Origin of the sequence: Roseiconus lacunae, from assembly GCF_008312935.1 — a bacterium.
GTDB classification, from domain to species: domain Bacteria; phylum Planctomycetota; class Planctomycetia; order Pirellulales; family Pirellulaceae; genus Stieleria; species Stieleria lacunae.
This window is the reverse complement of record NZ_VSZO01000079.1, coordinates 369844-388714: the sequence shown is the minus strand read 5'-3', so window position 1 is coordinate 388714 and position 18871 is coordinate 369844. Positions and strand designations below refer to the sequence as shown.

Genomic DNA, 18871 nt, shown 5'->3' with positions numbered 1-18871 from the left:
ACGGCTGCGCATCTTCACAGGAAATGGTCCTATCGGGCAGTACAATGACGGACCGGCCCCTGACCGACAGGTGTGATTGGCGTAAAAGTTTTTGCAAAATCGGCCCTTCAAAGAAGTGGAATGACCCAACAAGACAACTCGCAAACCCACGCGGACGCCTCGCCAGATGCGACCGCGCCGACTGCATCTACCGGATCGCCGATGTCCAACGCAAGCCGACCTGAGAACGAAGCGTCGAAAACCGACGTGCCCGGTTCGCAAGAGCGCAAGCCAGAAATTGATCCATCTGAATCGACCTCAGCGGCAACGGGTGATCATCCGGCCGATCCACCGGTGCCGATGCCCGAGGCTGGTCCTGCGCCCGCGGCTAGCGCCAACGACTCGCAAGACAGCGCTCCGCCAACACCCCAACTTGAGCCGACGGCGCTCGCCGCGGGCACTGAGCCGACGGCGCTCGCCGCGGGTGATGAACCACCTGCGGGCGTGACCGCCACGATCGCCCCCGAACGCTTCCAAACGGGGGCCAAGTCGGTCTCGCTCTTTTCGGGTTTTAAGACCCCGAAGATGCTGCGCTGGATGCGGGTGCTCGAAGAAATTGGTGGCTGGGAGTCGACGTTACAACAAGATTCCGATAGCGAGTTGAAGAAGCGTTCGCTCGCCTTACGCTACCGGGCGATGGCAGGCGAAAAGTTGGCCAAGCTGTTACCGGAAGGCTACGCCCTAGTCCGCGAAGCAGGCCGGCGAGCACTTGGGATGCGTCACTACGACGTTCAAATGATCGGCGGGATCTCGCTGTTCGAGGGCAGCATTGCCGAGATGCAGACCGGGGAAGGCAAAACACTGACGGCGACGCTGCCCCTTTATATCCACTCGTTGGTCGGCAAAGGTGCCCACTTGGCGACCGTCAACGACTATTTGGCGAAACGTGACGCCGAGTGGATGATGCCGATCTTTCACATGCTAGGCGTCAGTGTCGGAATCATTCAAACCCCCGATGATCAAGGGTCACGCCGCAAGTCTTATTCGTCTGCGATCACGTACGGGACGGCCAAAGAATTCGGCTTTGACTTCCTTCGTGACCGTTTATTGTTGCGAGCACAAAACCGGATTCAAACTGAAATGCTGGGCGACGGTGGCGGCGGATTTACCGATTCGGGCGACAAACCGGTGATGCGAGGCATGCATTTTTGTCTGGTCGACGAAGCGGACAGCATTCTGATCGACGAAGCCCGGACACCACTGATCATCGGAAGTATCGAAGACACGGTCCGCGACCAAATCGTCGAAACGTACCGTTGGGCGTCCAAGCATGCGTCCGAGTACGAACTCGATGATCACTTCACGATCGATGACGACACCAAACAATACGAACTCACCGCTCGTGGTCGACAGAAGGTTCGCTCGCTCCCCAAAAGCGACTTGGTCCGGACGATGGGCCTGGTCGACTTGTACGAGTACACCGAACGGGCGGTCAAAGTCCATCGTGAATTCTTGCTCGATCGACAATACGTGGTTCGTCCCGGCGACAAAGGTGAGGACGAGATCGTCATCGTGGACGAGTTTACGGGCCGATTGGCAGAGGGACGGAAGTGGCGTGATGGGATTCACCAAGCGATCGAGGCAAAAGAAGGCTTGGATATCAGCGTGCCAACAGGGCAAGCCGCCCGGATCACCGTCCAAGACTTGTTCCTACGCTACAACCACTTGGCCGGCATGACCGGGACGGCGGCGACGAGCGCCGGGGAATTGCGCCGGATCTATCGGACGCCGGTGCTACGTGTTCCAACGAACCGGCCGCCACAACGGAAACAACTCTCCGACCGCGTCTTCGGTGCTCTGCTAACGAAGTTCCGCGCGATCGTCGACGAGGTCAAGGAGATCCATGCCACCGGGCGACCGATCCTGATCGGAACGCGTTCGATCGACAAGAGCGAAATCCTGTCGCGGATGTTAGACGAAATCGGGATCGAACACGAAGTGCTCAATGCGAACAACGTCGAACGCGAAGCCGAAATCGTTTCCGAAGCCGGTGGGCTAGGACGAGTCACGGTGGCAACCAACATGGCCGGACGTGGGACGGATATCAAACTTTCCGATGACATCGTCGCCCTGGGCGGGATGCATGTCATTTGTACCGAGCTTCACGACGCGGCACGGATTGACCGCCAACTGATCGGTCGTTGTGGTCGTCAAGGCGATCCGGGGTCCTATCGTCAATACCTTTCGCTCGACGACGACATCCTCAAAGGCGGCCTTGGCCCGGATAAGGCCGAACGATTGAAATCACGCGGCGAAAACCTGGAAGGCTCGGTCGACTCATATGCCAAGTTATTTCGCAAGGCACAACGCAAAGTCGAAAAGAAGCATTTCCGCGATCGAATGGTGTTGCTACATCATGAGAAAGAACGCAAGAAGATGCAGCGTGAAATCGGGCAAGATCCTTACCTGGACACCCCAGATTGACAGAACTTTTGTCAACTTCTTTTGAGATTCATTGAAGTCCCTGCTGCCCTCTGCCGACGGGTGCTTCAATTCAAAAAAAAGCTAAAAACCGGGCTCAAACGAGCTTGACGCCGGGTTTGAAAAGACCGTATCCCCGCTTCCGTGTCTATTAGCTCCCGGCACTTCCGCCCAAAATCGCGGCGAGCGTCGGAGCCATTTCACAGGCATGAAGGCGGAATGGTTTTGCGGTCGTTCCGGATTCAGCCGTTGTGAAACGCACGCGCCATGTCAGTCCGATGCGGTTGGACCGACGTGCCGTGGGGCTAGTTTGACGTCGTGATCTCGTGCACGTAGGCGAGAGCACGTTTGTATTCACAAAGTCTCACCGCGAAGAAGGAGTGTCGCGTTGAAACGCCACGAAAGACTTTTTGGCCCCAAGAGTTGGGGTGCCGCCGTGATGGCGTGCCTTGTAGGGACGTCCACCGTCTCTGCACAGCTATCGATGCCGGGATTGAACCTGCCATCCAAAGAAAATTCAGGCGCGGCAACGAGTGCCGTTCCTTCTTACGCGCAAGGGGCGATCGCCTCGGCGCCCAACCATCCACCGGCGGCCGTCGGTGTTCAAAACGGCAAGGCGATTGTCAGCCAAGCCCGCGCGGCACTCGATGCCAAGCAATTCGAATCGGCCGTCCAACTTTATCGCGCCGCCTTGTCGGCCGCGAACGTCGATCCGAATCTGAAGTCCGACGTCGCTCGGCTTCGCGTCGACCTACAAATCGCCGGTATCGATGCCGGGCTGCTAAGCATGCCCGCCCCGCCAGCCGGTGCGGTGCAGCCGCTGCCAATGCCCAAAGCTGCGGTTGCCGGCAACCCGGCCACTGCGAAAGGCGAAGCGTTGCGTTTGATCGCACAAGGCCGTTTGGCACTTGACCGTGGAGACACGGCAGGTGCACTGACGTTCGCCCGACAAGCCCAACAATTGAACGTTCCCGAATCTGCCTTCGCCCCAGGCGAGCCACGGGTGTGGGAATTCGTCTTGGATGCAGAATCGGCGGCCAAGCGAGCCGGAACGCTGAACCCTCAAATCGCCCTCGCCGGTGGTGCCGGTGGGATCGATAGCGACGAAGCCGGTTTCATCAAACAAATGCTGTTCGAAGGCCAAGCCGGCGCTCCGGCCGGAGGCGGTGCTGTTCAGCAAGTTCAAGCACTCGGTGCTCCCCTTCCTCAGGGAAACGCGGCCGACCCGCAAGCCGACTACCAAGCGGGCCTGAACGCCTTGCAAGCCGGTGATCAAGAAACCGCTCGCAAGTACTTTGTCGAAGCTTGGAAGTACGAAAGCCAACTCGACCTAGCGACACGCAACGCGCTTAAAGACAAGCTGACATTATTGCAGCCGAAGCGTTTGCCGACCGCCGCCGAGAAAGCCCAGATGACGGCGATCGAACGCGTCGACTTGGAAACCAAAGAACTGACGCAGCGACTGTATCGCGAGATCACTGCCGAACTCGCCAAGACCGCCGAGATGAAAGAATCGGCTCCGCTTGACGCACTCGACAGCTTGAATCGCTTGCGACGGCGCGTCGACGGCTCGAACGTCCCCGAAGCCAACAAGGCCGCGCTCGTCCGTATGGTCGATCGTGAACTTGAAAAGCAAAAGCAATACGTCGAAACCAATCGTTCGGAAATCGAACTTGAACTTCAAAACGAAGCGGTCCGGACCGAGATGGCGAACGAAGCCGCTCGTGAAATTCGCATCGACGAAGAGATTTCCAGCTTGGTGGAAACGTTCAACGAACTGGTCCGTGATCAGCGTTTTGCCGAAGCCGAAGTCGTCGCCAAACAAGTCGGCGAACTGAAGCCCGGATCAACCATCGCGACGAACATGTTCCTTAAGAGCCGGTTCGCGTCACGTGATCAAATGATGCGAGACATCCAAGCCGGCAAGGAAGAAGTCTTCCAAGGCGGTTTAATGGAAGTCGAGCGTTCGGCATCAGAATTTGCCGGTTACGATCCCGATCAACCGATGTCGTTCAACCGTGATCCACAATCCTGGCATGAACTTTCGATCCGACGCACCCAAGATTCGAGCTCTCTATTCGGCACCGTCCAAGAGCAACAGCTCAAGGCAAAGCTGACGACGCGAGTCAACGTCCAGTATCGCAATCGTCCGTTGGGCGAAGTGATCGCGGACCTGTCGGACGTCACCGGCATCCCGATGGTTCTGAACCGTCGCGCCTTGGCGGCCGTCAACGTCCAAGAAGACACCTCGGTGACGCTGGAACTGAAAGACCCGATCGAACTGAAAAGTGCCCTAAATCTGATCCTGCAAGATCTGGACTTGGCGTACGAGATCAACAACGAAGTTCTGCAGATCACCAGTGCGGACGCCAAGCGTGCCAATGTGGTCACGCGGGTCTACAAAGTCGCCGACTTGGTGACCCCGATTCCGAACTTTGTTTCCAGTCATGACGACGGTTTGGCCGGTGCCCTGCGGGCCGCCTACCAAATGACCAACCCACGTCTGGACGTCCAGATGATGCCGGTCTCGATGACCGACTTGGCCACCCGCCAAGCGAACATGATGAGCCCATCGAAGATGTCGCCCAGCGTGCTCGGTCAGTACAGCCCAATGGGATCGCAAGGTGGCTTCGGCCCTCAGAATCCTCCCGGTGCCGCCGGTGGTGGTGCGTTCGCCGACTTTGATTCGTTGATCCAACTGATTCAAACGACGGTTCAGCCCGACACATGGGAAGCCTTGGGCGGTAACAGCACGATGGCTCCCTATCAACAGAACCTCAGTCTGATCGTTAGCACGACCAGTGATGTTCATGACCAGATCGTCGACTTGATCGAATCGCTGCGATCGCTGCAGAACTTGCAGATCACGATCGAAGTTCGCTTCATCACTTTGTCGGACACGTTCTTCGAGCAAATCGGCGTCGACTTTGACGTCCAGTTCGATGACAACGTGACCAACCTACCAAGCGACGACGAAGGCCCAAGTGTGACCGTTGGCTTGACCGGCTTGGGTGTGCCGACGAGTGACTTTGACATTCGACTGGACAACTCCTTATCGGTGACACCGGCCTTCGGTGCTCCCGACCCAGGATCATTGTCCACGCTCGGATTCGCTATCCTGTCAGACATCGAAGCGTTCTTCTTCTTGCAAGCCGCGCAAGGTGACGAACGAACGAACGTCATGCAGGCTCCGAAGGTGACCTTGTTCGACGGTCAGATCGCTTCGATCAATGACCAATCGCAACGCCCCTTCGTGACCAGTATCACACCGGTCGTCGGTGACTTCGCCGTCGCTCAACAACCCGTGATCGTGGTGCTTAACGAAGGTACGCAGCTGAACGTTCAAGGGATTGTCAGTGACGACAAACGATTCGTCCGTATGACTTTGGTACCGTTCTTCAGCCAAATCGGTGACGTCGACACCTTCACCTTCGAAGGTTCTCGAACGACCCGCAGCAGCAGCACCGACCAAGAAGACACCAACGGTGACGGTGTGGTCGATGATGATGATGCGGTCGACACCGACGAGACCGAAGACATCATCACCGGTACCACGGTTCAATTGCCGACCTTCGCGTTCACCTCGGTCAGCACGACCGTCAGTGTCCCCGATGGCGGTACGATCCTACTCGGTGGGATCAAGCGATTGAGTGAAGGTCGCGCCGAACGTGGCGTTCCGGTCCTGAGCAAAATTCCTTACCTCAGCCGACTGTTCCGCAACGTCGCGGTTGGACGTGACGCCACCAGCTTGATGCTGATGGTCACGCCGCGGATCATCATCCAAGAGGAAGAAGAATTCGCCCAAACAGGTTATCAATCGAATCGTTAGCGAATCGTTGGAAGAATAGAAACGCCAGACGCGGCGGGACCTCAAAAGGCCCCGCCGCGTTTTTTTTGCGCCGATGTGGATCGAGGTTATGCTACCTGCTTCACAATCAGGCTTACCCGAGAAACCAAACCGGTCCGAAGATTTCCCGCACTTGACGAACGCGGACAATTGCATAGCGTGACGTTAAAACTTTGAACAACCTTAGTCGCCACGGTTCCCGACCAGCATTAGCCGATTGACGTTAGCCACGGTTCCCGCCCAGCATTTGCCGAATGGCCTTAGCCACGGCTCCTTGGGAAACCGGGTTCCCTGCGATAACCGGGACAGACGGCCAACGGATGAAGAATGAAGACTCGCACCCGTAGTATTCAATGAAACTAATTAGCATTAGGTATCGTTCGTCGACCGGGTGAGTTTGATACGCTCGCTCGATCTGTTGAGACCCCGCGGCGAAAACCGTCATCGAAAACACTGTGATGACGCGATCCGGTTGGAAGTCCGACGCCAAATACCGGGGCGATTTTTGGTTCTGATTGCAACGTCTAGCCCCGAGGTGAACGGTCACCAAACTGTACAGAATGCCCCCCAACTGAGAAACTTTAACGGTTGAAGGCAACAATTCGGTGGCGAAAAGGTTAGAAAAGCAGTTTTGTCAAGTCGGAATTCCTTGACCGCCACAAATTTTGTTTTAGAGTTTGTTGGTAGGAGTGGAGGCTCTACCTCCCAAACGAGCCCCACATTGAACCGGCCTACAGCGACCCGAACCGTGTGACCCTCCCGTCGGACGATCTGACTCGCACCGTAGGCATCCAATAAAGAAATCTCAGGCCGGTTAACGAAAGGACTGAAACATGTTGGTTTTATCTCGAAAGAAGAACGAAAGTATCGTCATCAACAACGACATCAAGATCGTTGTTGTCGAAATCCGTGGTGACAAAGTTCGCCTCGGGGTGGAAGCTCCACGCGAAGTGCCAGTGCACCGCCGCGAAGTCTACGATGCGATCAAAAAATCGCTGGAGTCCGGCGACGCTCCGGTCGATGCATAACACCAGAAGACAGGCGTTAAGCATCGGCCGACGTGAATTCAACTCGATTGGAATTCATTATCACGGGATCGGGCTGTGACGTTGCACCACTGCGGAGGGTGCGTCTCTAGAATTTCGTCAGGTTTTTCTCTGAACCCTTGACGGTCCTTAGTGGTCTTCGGTACAACTCCGCTCACTGGCGTCAGCCACTGCTTCTCAGCGAAACTGACACCATCCCGGCCCCTTCGTCTAGCGGTCTAGGACATCGCCCTTTCACGGCGGTAACACGGGTTCGAGTCCCGTAGGGGTCACTAAGAACGTCGCATGGAATTTAATTTCCGTGCGACGTTTTTTTTTGCCTTCATCCTTCGCATCAGAGTGCGGTTTGTCTTTTTTACTCCCCACCACTCACGACTTATTTCCATGAGCCAAATGATTCAATGCCACCGAGTGGAAAGTCGAAGCGACCAAAGAGCATTCCTGCGGCTTGAGAAGGAATTGTACCGAGACGACCCTCACTGGGTGACGCCGCTATGGGGCGAACGCAAACAACTGTGCGCCTTCGCGGGCAAGCATCCTTTTTACAACAACGCCGAATGCCAAGCGTTTTTGGCGACCAAAGACGGTAAGGTTTGCGGACGAGTTCTCGCGATCGTCAATCATGCCCACAATCGCTACCACAATGAAAAACGTGGCTTCTTCGGATTCTTTGAGTGCGTTGACGACGAAGCGGTTGCCAAGGCATTGCTCGACGAAGCGTGTCGCTGGTTAACAGAGAAGGGCATGACCGATGTTCGCGGTCCGGTGAACCCAAGCCTGAATTACGAATGCGGCTTGTTGGTCGACGGTTTCGATTCGCCGCCGACGTTCTTGATCAGCTACAACCATCCGTATTACGAAAAGCTGGTCACCGCGGCTGGATTTGAAAAAACTCAGGACCTCTTCTGCTATGACGCGAGCATCGATGACCTGGATGATTTGGATCCGAAACTGCAGTTCGTGATCGACGAGGCGACGAAGCGATTCAAAGTCAATTGTCGCCCGATTAGCCGCAAAACCTTCGATGCCGACGTCAAGGCGTTCTTAAAGATCTACAACCAGTCGCTTCAACGCACCTGGGGATATGTCCCAATGAGCGATGACGAATTGGTTCACCAGGCTGGTCAGTTGAAACTGTTGATCGTTCCTGAATTGACCAGCATCGCCGAAATCGACGGTGAACCGGTCGGCGCGGGATTCGGATTGCTCGATTACAACCAAGTCTTGAAAAAGATGAATGGGCACTTACTGCCCTTCGGCTGGCTAAAGTTGATGCTCGGAAAACGCAAAATCACGCGATTACGACTGGTCAGTACCAACGTATTGCCCGAATACCAGAAATGGGGGCTCGGGCTGGTAACGCTGGCGCGAATCCTCCCCGATGCGATTCGTTTTGGGATCCAGACGGGCGAATTCTCGTGGGTCTTGGAGAGCAATTCACTTTCGCGCGGTACCATCGAACGCGGCGGGGCGCGGCGGGCGAAGACTCAGCGGATTTATGATCGCAAGCTCTGATCGCCCAACCAACCTCTGGTCACATCCCCCGCCAGGCTTCATACTCTTGCCGCTGATCGTCAACGGTTTGCACCGATAGCACACCGTTTTTCACCGTCCGTCTTTTCGCTGCTTTTCGCCGATTGCCATGCCACGTCCACCCGCCGTGATTACTGGAGTCGGCATTGTCAGCCCGATCGGAATTGGTCACGAAGCGTTCTTCGATGCCTTGATGAATCGAACCAGCGGCATTCGTTCGCTCAAGGACCGCACCGATGACGAAGCCAAACCGTCGGACGGCGATCCGGCAGATGGCGTCTGGATCGGCGCCCCGATCGTCGATTTCCAAGCGAAACAGTTCGTGCGTCCACGGAAAGCGTTGAAAGTGATGTGCCGTGAGATCCAAACTGCCTTCGCGTCGGCTCAATTGGCAGTCGCACATGCGGGGCTGGATGATGATCTTCCGGCGAGCGACGAAGGCACGGTGGCACCGCAACGATTGGGCACCGTTTACGGCGGCGAAATCTATTTCAACCCGCCGACCGAATTGCTTGAATCGATCCGCCGCTGCGTTGATGAAAATGGTGACGTTAGAGTTGGCCGGTTTGGCGAAGCGGCTCGGAAAGAAGTCGTCCCGCTATGGATGCTGAAATATCTGCCCAACATGCCGGCCTGCCAGGTCGGGATCTCGATCAATTCACAGGGGCCAAACAACTCGCTGGTCTTGGGCGATATCTCAGGACCGGCGGCGCTGTTGGAAGGATGCTCCTACTTGGATCGTGGGATCGCGGATATCAGCATGGTCGGCGCGACGGGCACCCGTATCGCTTCCATGCGAATGGCATACACCGGTGATCTGCCGACCGTCAATCGCGGTGAACACGCCGTCTCTGACGCGTCGCGTCCCTTTGACCCTCGTGCGACCGGCGTTGTCGGCGGGGAAGGTGCCGCTTCAGTGATCATCGAGACTGATCGTCATGCCCATGACCGCGGTGCAAACGTGCTCGCTCGTATCCTTGGGGTCGCTTCGCGATTCGCGCCCACTGCGGCGATGAGAGGATTCGATCGAGACAATTCATTGAATCCCAACCAGTCGCGAAACGCAGCGAGCGCAATCCGATCCGCGATCGAAGCCGCTTTAGGCCAAGCCGATGTGTCGGCGTCCGATGTCGCCGTGGTGGTTTCGCATGCCATGGGTGATCGCCAAGTCGACGCCGGCGAAGCAGAAGCGTTTCGGCAATGCGACATCTCTGCCCCGGTCCTTCCCGTGATCGCTTCGGTCGGCCACACCGGTGCCGCATCGGGAATGATGGAGATCGCAACGGGAACACTGATTTTGGCCAATAAGCAAATCCCGCCGGCCCTGCATGCGACGCTCGACGCCGACGTCAAACTCTCCGCCAAGGCGACCGACCTCGAAGCCGGAGTGGTCCTAGTGGTCACACACACCACCGAAGGTAGTGCGACGGCGGTGGTGTTGGGCAAGTAGCGTGCTTACTTGCGTCCCTTGGGAACGAAAGGATCGAGTGCGCTAAGGTTTGTTCCGTCGTTCTTCTCCGCGAACCGAAACCCTAGCTTTGCGACGCGGTCGGCGGCTTGGGTGAGTTGATCTTGGTTGTTCAGTTTCAGCTTGACGCTCGCGACGACCTCCAAAATCTCGCTCAGAATCGGCTCATCGACTTTTTGCGCCACGCTTTGTATCCGTTTGGTCGCCCGGCTCGCTCGCTGTGCGGATGTGATACCGAAGGTTGCTTTTTCGGTGGCGACGGCGGTCGCCCGAAGGGACGCTTCCAGTTCCGCGATCATCCCGGCGACAAACATCACACGAAGTTTTTCGCTCGATCGCGTCGCGTTTGATCTGCCTTCACTGGCGACGAAATTGTGCCGAATGGTCCCCTGGCTCCAAGAGACAAATTCAAAGTCAAGCGAACCGGCGGAGTGCCCACCGACGTTGACCAGTTCTTCATCAGCCGTCGTGTGACAGCGCAAACAGCTTTGGGCAACCAAATAGGCATTCACTGGATTCCGCATACCGGCGGCAACACTCTTGGCAATCCGATCGGCCTTGTGCCCAGCCGACTCGGCGAGGCGAGAGATATTGGGACCGCCGTAGTCATGATGCACGTCAACCCAGTGCTTCGCTTCACCGTGACAAGACTCACACGACACCCCGGCGATCACGTGCGGACTTTCACGCGGGGCGGATTGTTGCGTGTAGTGACAAGCGACGCAGCGGCCGGAGTGCTTAATCGATCGCAATCCCAACTTCGCAGCGATTTGCTTGGCTTCGGGCTGTCGGTGCAGTTGATCAAATGTCTTTGCGTGGGGTGTCGCCTTCCAAACGGTGATTTCGGGGGCATGACATTTGACACACGATTCGTTGCCGAGCACCAAACTAGGATCAACCGGTTTTGCCGGATGTAGTTGAAAGTCCGTCTTTCCTGCTTTCGCCGAAATCCAGTTCGTCTGCGCGACAACGGCGGATTGGGAAACGACCGCGGCGATAAAGACGATCGAAAAAACGCGCGGCAAACGCGGAAACGAGTGTAAGCAATGCATGACGGGCAGAGAGTGGGCTTGCGGTCGAGCAACGTTCGAACTGATAGACATCGAAAACGTAGCTCACAGTTGGCAGGGCCTTCTGTGATTCCCATCAGCTCTGCCACGCGCGAGATCCGCTGTCCGAACACCCCCTGCAGAACCACTCGATGCCGCCAGACGATCCGTCTTGCCGCCACACATCCACAATGCATTGAATTGCGTCTATGCTAGAGCCTCGTCAAAATCCAAACTCGGGACGAGCCCATTCGTGTTCGCCACGGTTCGGCAATTTCACGACGTAAGATCGCCCAGTGCTAACCGCACCGTGCCAACGACACCGTGAACCGACCGCGCGGTTTCTGCCATACCTGTTAAGACTTACCTTTTAAAAGATCCGCAATGCCGCGTAGCCGACTTGGTCCGTTAGCCATCGAGTCCAAACTGGGAGACCATCCCTCGACCAGTTCGGTATGGCGTGCGATCCATGTGCAGCAAAAAAAAGCCGTTGCGGTAAAGGTATTCAGTGCCCCCTTTGGTGGTACCCCCGAAGCCCGGCAAGCGTTTGCCGACGAATGGGAACGACTAAAACTGCTTTCCCATCCGGGGCTGGCACGCTGCTATGGCGGCGGATTCGAAGATGCCGACGCATACCTCGCCTACGAATTGATCGAGGGCGAAACGCTGGCCACGCAAATCGAACGCAACGGTCGATTGAGTTGGGAGAATGCCCTGGAGGTCGGCCAAGCGATCGCCGAAGCGCTCGAGTACCTGCACAGCCAAAACGTTTCGCACGGGGCAATCGTTCCCGACAAAATCGTCGTCGCGGGCTTCGCACCGGTGTTGGTCGATCTGCGTCTGGATCGCTTTGGTTCCCCCTTTCGCACCTCACGTCCGCCAAGCCTGGATCTAGTCGCCCGACAAGCCCCCGAACTTGCCGCACCGGGTGTCGCCGGCGCCGCCGATCAATGCACCCCGGCGTCCGACCTGTATGCGTTCGGTGCGCTGTTATATCACGCCATCACCGGACGCCTTCCTATCCAAGGCGACTCGATCGAACAAGTTCGCGCCGCGGTGCAGTCCGAGATTCCCGAGTCACCGGCGAGCATCGTTCTGCAGTGTCCCGTCTGGTTTGACAAACTGATCATGCAGTTACTCGAGAAAGATCCGGTCAATCGACCGCCATCGGCAACGGCAGTCAAGCTGCAGTTGGCCGAGGTTCGGAAACGATCGCTCTCACGAGCCGGGGTGGCCGAACACGTCAGCAGCGGATTCAGTCCGCTGCAGGTGACCAACCAGCAAGATAAGGATGAAGCACGCAAGCTACTCGGTCGGGATGTCGTCGACCTGAAAGCGATCGAGGAAGACGACGACGAGATCCCCGACGCTACGGTTTGGCATGACCAGCCTTGGTTTTTGATCGGTGGCCTAGTTGCGATCTTAATCCTGCTGGCCTACGTCGCATGGCCGGCCAGTGAAGCCACGCTACGCAAACAAGCGGAAAATTTAATCGCGATCGACACGCGCTCGGCGCTTGCCGAAGCGGAAAGTCATCCACTGCGTCAATTAATCGTTCGCTTTCCCGATAGCCCCAACGCCGAATGGGCTCAACAGCAGATCGATCGGATCAACGTGATTCAGTTTCTGCATCAGTTGAAAGTGAAAATTAAAAATAACCTCCCGATCAAAAACCAAGGCGAACTGCTACATAAGCAAGCCCAAGCGTATGAAAACAATGGCGACTTTGCCGAAGCGATCGACAAGTACCGCAGCATGGTAACGGTCCTGGGCGAAGATGCGGAATACGAAACCGCCGTCAACGCCGCTCGCTATAAGATCGCGATCCTGAAGGACCAGGCCGGCAAGGACAGCGATGCCCGTAAGATCGTGCAAAATCGATTGGATGAAGCCGATCAATTTCTGGCCGAAGGACGCGTGGTCGAAGCACGAAATATTTGGTACAGCCTTGTCGAACTATACGGCGACAATTCGGACCTAAAACCGCTGATCGACGTCGCCCAATCCAAGCTTGCCGACAAACTTCAAGAGTAACGTACCGGCAAACGCTCACCGTCGCTTTCTTTCTCATGCCGCATCAGTTCGGCTGGCGGCAACAGACCTCATTGATGCATTTCCGGCGTCTGGGAAGCCTACTTCTGTGCTGGTGAAATACGATTCGTAGCGACTTCAAATGCGAGTTGTTCTCTCGTGCCTCGCCAACCTTTGGTTTTAGGATTAGCCGCATGGCGTTAGCCACGGTTTCGGTGCAATAACCGGGGCTAACGCCCGTCGGCTGACGAGCCAAAACCGAGCATTGGGTCTAGACGGAGCACGAGCGGCATGAATAGACCTGTCCCGTCAAGCGACGATGGGGCTCGTGAAGATGATGTTTTCAACACCATTTCTTACGGCAACCTGTTTGGTGTATTAACAAGATATCAACAATCGATCGCTATGCTCTGCACCAATCCGTAAGACACTCTACTTACACCTCCATGAAGGAGAGGGGCAGGTGCCATGCGTTTAGAAACGCCGGCGGCGATTGGTGATTCCCCATCTACCACCGCGCCAACCACGGCCGTGTTACCGAATCCAGCGACGGTCCCGGTGTCAAAGGCGCCGGTCACGGCGAAGCCGGATTCGGGGCCAAAGTCCGTTCGCACGCTGCTCGTCAGCGATGTTCACCTGGGCTGCAAACATGCACGGACCGAAGAATTTTTCAAATTCATCACGGGCTATCGTCCGGATGATTTGTATCTGATCGGTGACTTCATCGACGCTTGGAAAATCAACTCCGGGTGGCACTGGCCGGAACATTGCGACCGAATCATCAAGCACCTTGTTGAACTGGTCGATCAAGGCACACGAATCCACTACGCATCGGGGAATCACGATTCGTTTTTAAGAGGGCCAGCATTCCGGTCGCTGCTCCCGGCAGGGTTTCCCCACGTCAACATTGCCGATGAGTTTGTCTTCGAAACTCTCCATGGCTACCGAATGCTTGTCATCCACGGTGACCTGTTTGATCTTTTCGAAACGCGTGCACAGTGGATCTCCAAGGGCAGTTCGGCGTTTTACGACGCCTGCCTCAGTTTCAACCGATGGGTGCAGCGTCGTTTCCTCGGCGACCACCGCAATCCCTACGGTGCCTGCGCGGCGATCAAAGGGCGTGTCAAACGGGGCGTCAAGTTTATCAGCCGTTATGAGCGCAAGATCATGAATCATGCCTCACAAAAAGAATGTGACGGAGTGATCTGCGGCCACATCCACACGCCGATGCTGAAGCGTTCGGCGGACTCGTTTTATTTTAATACCGGCGACTGGGTCGAGAACTGCACCGGAATTGTTGAGCATCATGATGGTGCGTTGCAGTTGGTCAGTCGCTACGGAAAGCACCAAACCCTGGAACTCACACAAACGCCCGAGAATCGGAACTTGGAGCAAATGGAGATGTCTGTCGCATGATTCGAAATTGGATAGGACAACGTTGCTTTTCTGCGATCCATGGTCGCAATCTAGTCTACAACACTTGCTGGGAAGATCCGCGTCTCGATCGTGAAGCTTTGCAATTGACCCGCGAAGATTCGGTTCTCGTGATCACGTCGGCTGGATGCAACGCACTCGATTACGCACTGCAAGATCCTCAAGCGGTTCATGCGGTCGACATGAACCCGCTGCAAAACGCTCTGTTGGAACTTAAGAAGGCGGCGATCAAATCGCTGCAGTTCGACGACTTTTTCCAAGTATTCGGGCGAGGGTTTCACACCGGCTGGGCGACCTTATATCGCAATCAAGTACGCCCCCATTTGACTGCCGACGTCGCGTCGATCTGGGATAAACGTCAGAACTTCTTCGATGGAAGCGGCCGGCGAAGAAGTTTTTACTTTCGCGGTACCTCGGGATTATTTGCCTGGATGATCAACGGCTACATCGACCGCCCCCGTGGCCTACGTGAAGCCGTCCATGAAATCTTGAAGGCTGAAACAGTCGAGGAGCAAGCAAAAATCTATCGCGATCGTGGCGTCGAAAAGATGCTTTTCTCACGCCCGATGCGTTGGGCCCTACGGCGTGACAGTGTGATGGCGATGCTTGGCGTACCGCGAAGCCAGCGCCTGCAACTTGACCGTGGTTACCCGGGAGGGATCGGCAAGTTTATCCAGGATCGGATCGAACACGTCTTCACCCGGATTCCGCTTCACGACAACTACTTTTGGCGAGTTTACCTGACTGGCAGCTACGCGCGAGACTGCTGTCCGGACTATCTGACCGAAGCCGGTTTCAACTCCTTGGCGAATGGCTTGGCCGACCGCATCTCCACACACACCAAGACGGTCGAGTCGTTTTTAAGCTCACATGATGGTTTGATTTCACGGTTCGTCTTGCTCGACCATATGGACTGGTTGTACGAACATCATCCGCAATCACTGTCCGCCGAATGGCAACGCATTATCGAAAGTGCCACCCCCGAGGCTCGTATTCTTTGGCGCAGTGCGGCTCTTGAAGTTGACTTTGTCGACCCTTTGGTCATCGCGGCCGAAGGAAGGGAGACCCGCGTCGGGGATTTGCTGCGTTACCAAGATGACTTAGCCAACCGCTTGCATCAAACCGATCGCGTCCATACCTACGGCAGCTTCTACATCGCAGATCTAATTGGGGCAGCGGCGTGAGCGAATCGGCACCGATCAATCACGCCGCATCGGCGAAGGGGCGACTTTCGGACCTGCGTGTGCTCTGGCATTTGATGCTGCACCCGGTCAAAGGCAGGACGCACGAAGACCGCCTAGAGAGCTTCTACGGAGGCCAGGCCGGCGATTACGACTCCTTTCGGGAGCGGTTGCTACACGGCCGAGATGATGTGCTCGAACACCTTCAATTCAGCCCGGGCATGTCATGGGTGGATATGGGTGCCGGCACCGGTCGCAATGTGTTGCAAGTGGCCGATCGATTGACGGACCTCAAGCAAGTCTTGCTCGTCGATTTATCGCAATCGATGCTAAACGTCGCCGGCGAAAAACTGAAGGAGCGCCGAATCGAAAACGCGTCCTGCTTGCATGCCGATGCGACGATGCTGAATCTTCCAGCCGAAAGCGTTGATATCGTGACGTTCTTTTATTCACTCACTATGATCCCAAACTGGTTTGCGGCGATCGAGTTAGCACATCGCATTCTCAAGCCCGGTGGTACGATCGCGGTCGCAGACTTTTATGTGTCTCGGAAGTACCCTGACGTGGGACATCGCAGACACTCGTCCTTGGCGCGACTGTTTTGGACCAACTGGTTTTCGGCGGACGGAGTTTATCTCAGTTCGGATCACCCGGCGATGTTGGAACACTATTTTCAAGTGGGCAGTTTCAGCGAGCGATTCGGCAAGGTTCCTTACATGCCTTTGATTCGCGCGCCGTACTACACTTTCATTGGACGAAAGGCCGAGGCGGCTTCCTGAAGCCGTTTGTTATGACATCTGATACAGCGACCGTCGATTCCATCGCGACGTCGAATCCCGGCACACGCGTCGAACGCTCCGCGACCGCACCTCGAAACCCTCATCATTCACCGGCTGAGTATTCTTCGTTCGTAAGCGTTTGTCGAGGTTTCATCCGCTATCATGCTCGCCCGTTGAATGTGGCGTTACATTGCCTCACCACGCCGATGGCGATCATCGGCGTGTACCTGATGGTTAGCTGGATTCATCCAGTCGCGATGATTTCGATCGCGATCGCCCATACGGTTTGGATCGCGGCTCTGGCCCCCCTAAGTTTGTCTTTAGTCAGTGCAATCTTGATCGCGGCGATGGCGACCGTCGGTTGGCTTGTTCCCGACCAACCGGTCCTAGGCTTGGTCTTGCTGGCCGTCGGCTTTCTCGGTCAAGAAGCGGCACATTGGGTTACCGGTGAAGCGACCTTCCAAAGCAGTTACCGATCGTCGAACGGTTGGATTAAAGAATTCGTCGATCATACGATTTTGTTGCTTCCCCTGTTGATCATCTCGGCGACACGTCGAAAGAGTTGCCCGCTGCGAATCGTGGTCGCGCGCCAGGCGGTCCTCACAACAAAGCTTTGTCCGGATCAGTACCGACGCGACTTCGATCTTCTGCTCGATTGGGTTCGGAAGCGAACGCCGACTTTGGAATCGAGCACGCACTGGTGGCAGCACGACCTCGACGGCGAAGCCGGTGAAGCGTTCTCGCGATTAAGCGAGAACCCACAGTTGATGCGCACCATCGAACGCTTTCATGGTACCGGCTACGAAGTTAAACCGGCACTCGGAATGAACGAAGTCTATGTGACCGGCCCCCCCAAGAAAGTCTCCTCCGATACCGTGTTCTACATGGGGCACGTCGACGGACCATGGTCCGTCTACCCCGGGGCATCGCTCTATCGTTGCATGCTGGCACTTAACGAAAACTTAGAAGTGACGACGCACTATCCGATGGCAGGACTTTCAGCACGGCAACCGGTCAGCTATCGCTTGGAATACGGGGATGCGGCGATGTTTGACTTTAATCGAGAACTGCACTACATCACCCGCGAGCACAATACGGAACAACGCGAACCACGGATCAACCTGAAGTTGCACTTCGTCGCCTATCCAAAAACATGTCGCAAATACGGCGGCATGCTCGAATGGTTGACGACAACCTACGACATCAAAGCGCGGGCGTTGTTCCTTCAGACCATTGATCCCAACAGTTGGACCGCGGCGATCAAAGCCCGCTGGGTCCTCGCATGGACAAAAATCTTTGAGTTGACGGTCCAACACATCGGATGGACCAATCTGTTTTACGTCGTCCTAATCGGATTGCTTTCGGTTGTCGTTGGCTTGATTTCGCACTCGGCAGGCGTGGCATGTTTTGCCGCCGCAACCAGCTTTGTGCACTATGCGATCTATATTGGCACGTTGCACGAAAGACGAAACATCGCGTTCGCGCGGTTTCGTCGCGACGCAATGTTCTTTAAATCGCTCTCCATGTCGCAACTGCTGCTGCTATGCGGCTGGACCGCGTTCGGCGGGAGATCACATGGCGGGGGTTTACTACAAACGCAAGAAATCCTTGCCGCTTGCGGAATCGTCGGCGGATTCTCGCTCGCCGGCTGGGCGGCGAAAGTGCTAGGCATGACGCGAACCCTTTATTCGTCCGAACTGGGGCTCGAACCTCCGGCACGAATCGCAAAGGCCCCGTTCGGAGTGATCTCGCATCCAATGATCGTCGGCGCGGTAATTGCGATCGCGTCGACCGCATTGATCGAAGAGTTCCGAACCGAGTTTGGCTGGCTGATCGTCGGACATTTGGTTTGTTACGCAATCGTGTTGCTTCAGGAAATCGTCGTCTACCGGCAATTGGCCCAAACTCAGCGGTCGAAGTGATCGCGAGCCCATGTGATGGAAAACTGGGCGTTCTGGCGGGTTTTCGCAAATTCTGCTCGAATCGATTCCGCACGGTCACTGGGACGCATTGAGCCCGATTGTTGACGGCGTTTCCGACCGC

Annotated in this window: 12 protein-coding genes and 1 tRNA gene; 11 read left to right on the top strand and 2 right to left on the bottom strand. The window is 56.1% G+C overall.

The annotated features are described in order from the left end of the window. Nucleotides 1-120 precede the first annotated feature (120 nt). Nucleotides 121-2463, top strand: coding sequence for a preprotein translocase subunit SecA (locus FYC48_RS27050; protein WP_235034460.1), 2343 nt, complete (start codon nt 121-123; stop codon nt 2461-2463). 823 nt (nt 2464-3286) lie between these two features. Then, a complete protein-coding gene (locus FYC48_RS27045) occupies nt 3287-6289 on the top strand; it encodes a hypothetical protein (protein ID WP_408014881.1) in 3003 nt (1000 codons plus the stop codon). Nucleotides 6290-6530: 241 nt separating this feature from the next. Here the strand turns inward: FYC48_RS27045 and FYC48_RS28045 are convergent, their stop codons facing one another. Continuing rightward, a complete protein-coding gene (locus tag FYC48_RS28045) occupies nt 6531-6752 on the bottom strand; it encodes a hypothetical protein (RefSeq protein WP_160149796.1) in 222 nt (73 codons plus the stop codon). A 388-nt stretch (nt 6753-7140) separates the two neighbouring features. On the opposite strand from FYC48_RS28045, the gene csrA reads away from it, so the two are divergent. From csrA to FYC48_RS27025, 4 genes are all read left to right on the top strand, one after another. Next, nucleotides 7141-7335 (top strand): carbon storage regulator CsrA, encoded by a 195-nt coding sequence (csrA, locus tag FYC48_RS27040; protein ID WP_149499900.1) that lies wholly within the window; start codon nt 7141-7143, stop codon nt 7333-7335. 217 nt (nt 7336-7552) lie between these two features. After that, nucleotides 7553-7625, top strand: a tRNA-Glu gene (locus FYC48_RS27035). Nucleotides 7626-7737: 112 nt separating this feature from the next. After that, nucleotides 7738-8868 carry an N-acetyltransferase gene (locus tag FYC48_RS27030; protein WP_149499899.1) on the top strand — a complete coding sequence of 377 codons (1131 nt, stop codon included), beginning with the start codon at nt 7738-7740 and terminating at the stop codon, nt 8866-8868. Between the two features lie 127 nt (nt 8869-8995). Further along, entirely contained in the window at nt 8996-10336 is a 1341-nt protein-coding gene (locus FYC48_RS27025; RefSeq protein ID WP_149499898.1) for a beta-ketoacyl synthase N-terminal-like domain-containing protein, read from the top strand. Nucleotides 10337-10341: 5 nt separating this feature from the next. On the opposite strand, the gene FYC48_RS27020 is transcribed toward FYC48_RS27025, so the two are convergent. Beyond that, on the bottom strand, nt 10342-11457 hold the full coding sequence (locus tag FYC48_RS27020; protein ID WP_235034458.1) for a cytochrome c family protein: 1116 nt from the start codon (nt 11455-11457) through the stop codon (nt 10342-10344). Between the two features lie 330 nt (nt 11458-11787). Here FYC48_RS27020 and FYC48_RS27015 point away from each other — a divergent pair, with 330 nt between their 5' ends. From FYC48_RS27015 to FYC48_RS26995, 5 genes are all read left to right on the top strand, one after another. After that, the gene (locus FYC48_RS27015) at nt 11788-13437 is read left to right on the top strand and encodes a serine/threonine protein kinase (protein ID WP_149499897.1); all 1650 of its coding nucleotides are present in this window, start codon (nt 11788-11790) and stop codon (nt 13435-13437) included. A gap of 465 nt (nt 13438-13902) precedes the next feature. Further along, on the top strand, nt 13903-14850 hold the full coding sequence (locus FYC48_RS27010; protein ID WP_149499896.1) for a UDP-2,3-diacylglucosamine diphosphatase: 948 nt from the start codon (nt 13903-13905) through the stop codon (nt 14848-14850). Then, complete coding sequence (locus tag FYC48_RS27005) at nt 14847-16052, top strand: DUF3419 family protein (RefSeq protein WP_149499895.1); 1206 nt, start codon at nt 14847-14849, stop codon at nt 16050-16052. Before FYC48_RS27010 ends, FYC48_RS27005 begins: the two co-directional genes overlap by 4 nt. Beyond that, nucleotides 16049-16828, top strand: coding sequence for a class I SAM-dependent methyltransferase (locus FYC48_RS27000; RefSeq protein ID WP_315853790.1), 780 nt, complete (start codon nt 16049-16051; stop codon nt 16826-16828). Before FYC48_RS27005 ends, FYC48_RS27000 begins: the two co-directional genes overlap by 4 nt. 11 nt (nt 16829-16839) lie before the next feature. After that, complete coding sequence (locus tag FYC48_RS26995) at nt 16840-18750, top strand: methyltransferase (protein WP_149499894.1); 1911 nt, start codon at nt 16840-16842, stop codon at nt 18748-18750. The last annotated feature ends 121 nt before the right edge of the window (nt 18751-18871 follow it).

Excerpts from the sequence above, each read along its gene's own strand:
- FYC48_RS27020 (WP_235034458.1), bottom strand. The coding sequence starts at position 11,457 with ATGTCTATCAGTTCGAACGTTGCTCGACCGCAAGCCCACTCTCTGCCC.
- FYC48_RS27010 (WP_149499896.1), top strand. The coding sequence starts at position 13,903 with ATGCGTTTAGAAACGCCGGCGGCGATTGGTGATTCCCCATCTACCACC.
- FYC48_RS27015 (WP_149499897.1), top strand. The coding sequence starts at position 11,788 with ATGCCGCGTAGCCGACTTGGTCCGTTAGCCATCGAGTCCAAACTGGGA.
- FYC48_RS27025 (WP_149499898.1), top strand. The coding sequence starts at position 8,996 with ATGCCACGTCCACCCGCCGTGATTACTGGAGTCGGCATTGTCAGCCCG.
- csrA (WP_149499900.1), top strand. The coding sequence starts at position 7,141 with ATGTTGGTTTTATCTCGAAAGAAGAACGAAAGTATCGTCATCAACAAC.
- FYC48_RS27050 (WP_235034460.1), top strand. The coding sequence starts at position 121 with ATGACCCAACAAGACAACTCGCAAACCCACGCGGACGCCTCGCCAGAT.
- FYC48_RS28045 (WP_160149796.1), bottom strand. The coding sequence starts at position 6,752 with ATGACGGTTTTCGCCGCGGGGTCTCAACAGATCGAGCGAGCGTATCAA.
- FYC48_RS26995 (WP_149499894.1), top strand. The coding sequence starts at position 16,840 with ATGACATCTGATACAGCGACCGTCGATTCCATCGCGACGTCGAATCCC.
- FYC48_RS27005 (WP_149499895.1), top strand. The coding sequence starts at position 14,847 with ATGATTCGAAATTGGATAGGACAACGTTGCTTTTCTGCGATCCATGGT.
- FYC48_RS27030 (WP_149499899.1), top strand. The coding sequence starts at position 7,738 with ATGAGCCAAATGATTCAATGCCACCGAGTGGAAAGTCGAAGCGACCAA.
- FYC48_RS27045 (WP_408014881.1), top strand. The coding sequence starts at position 3,287 with ATGCCCAAAGCTGCGGTTGCCGGCAACCCGGCCACTGCGAAAGGCGAA.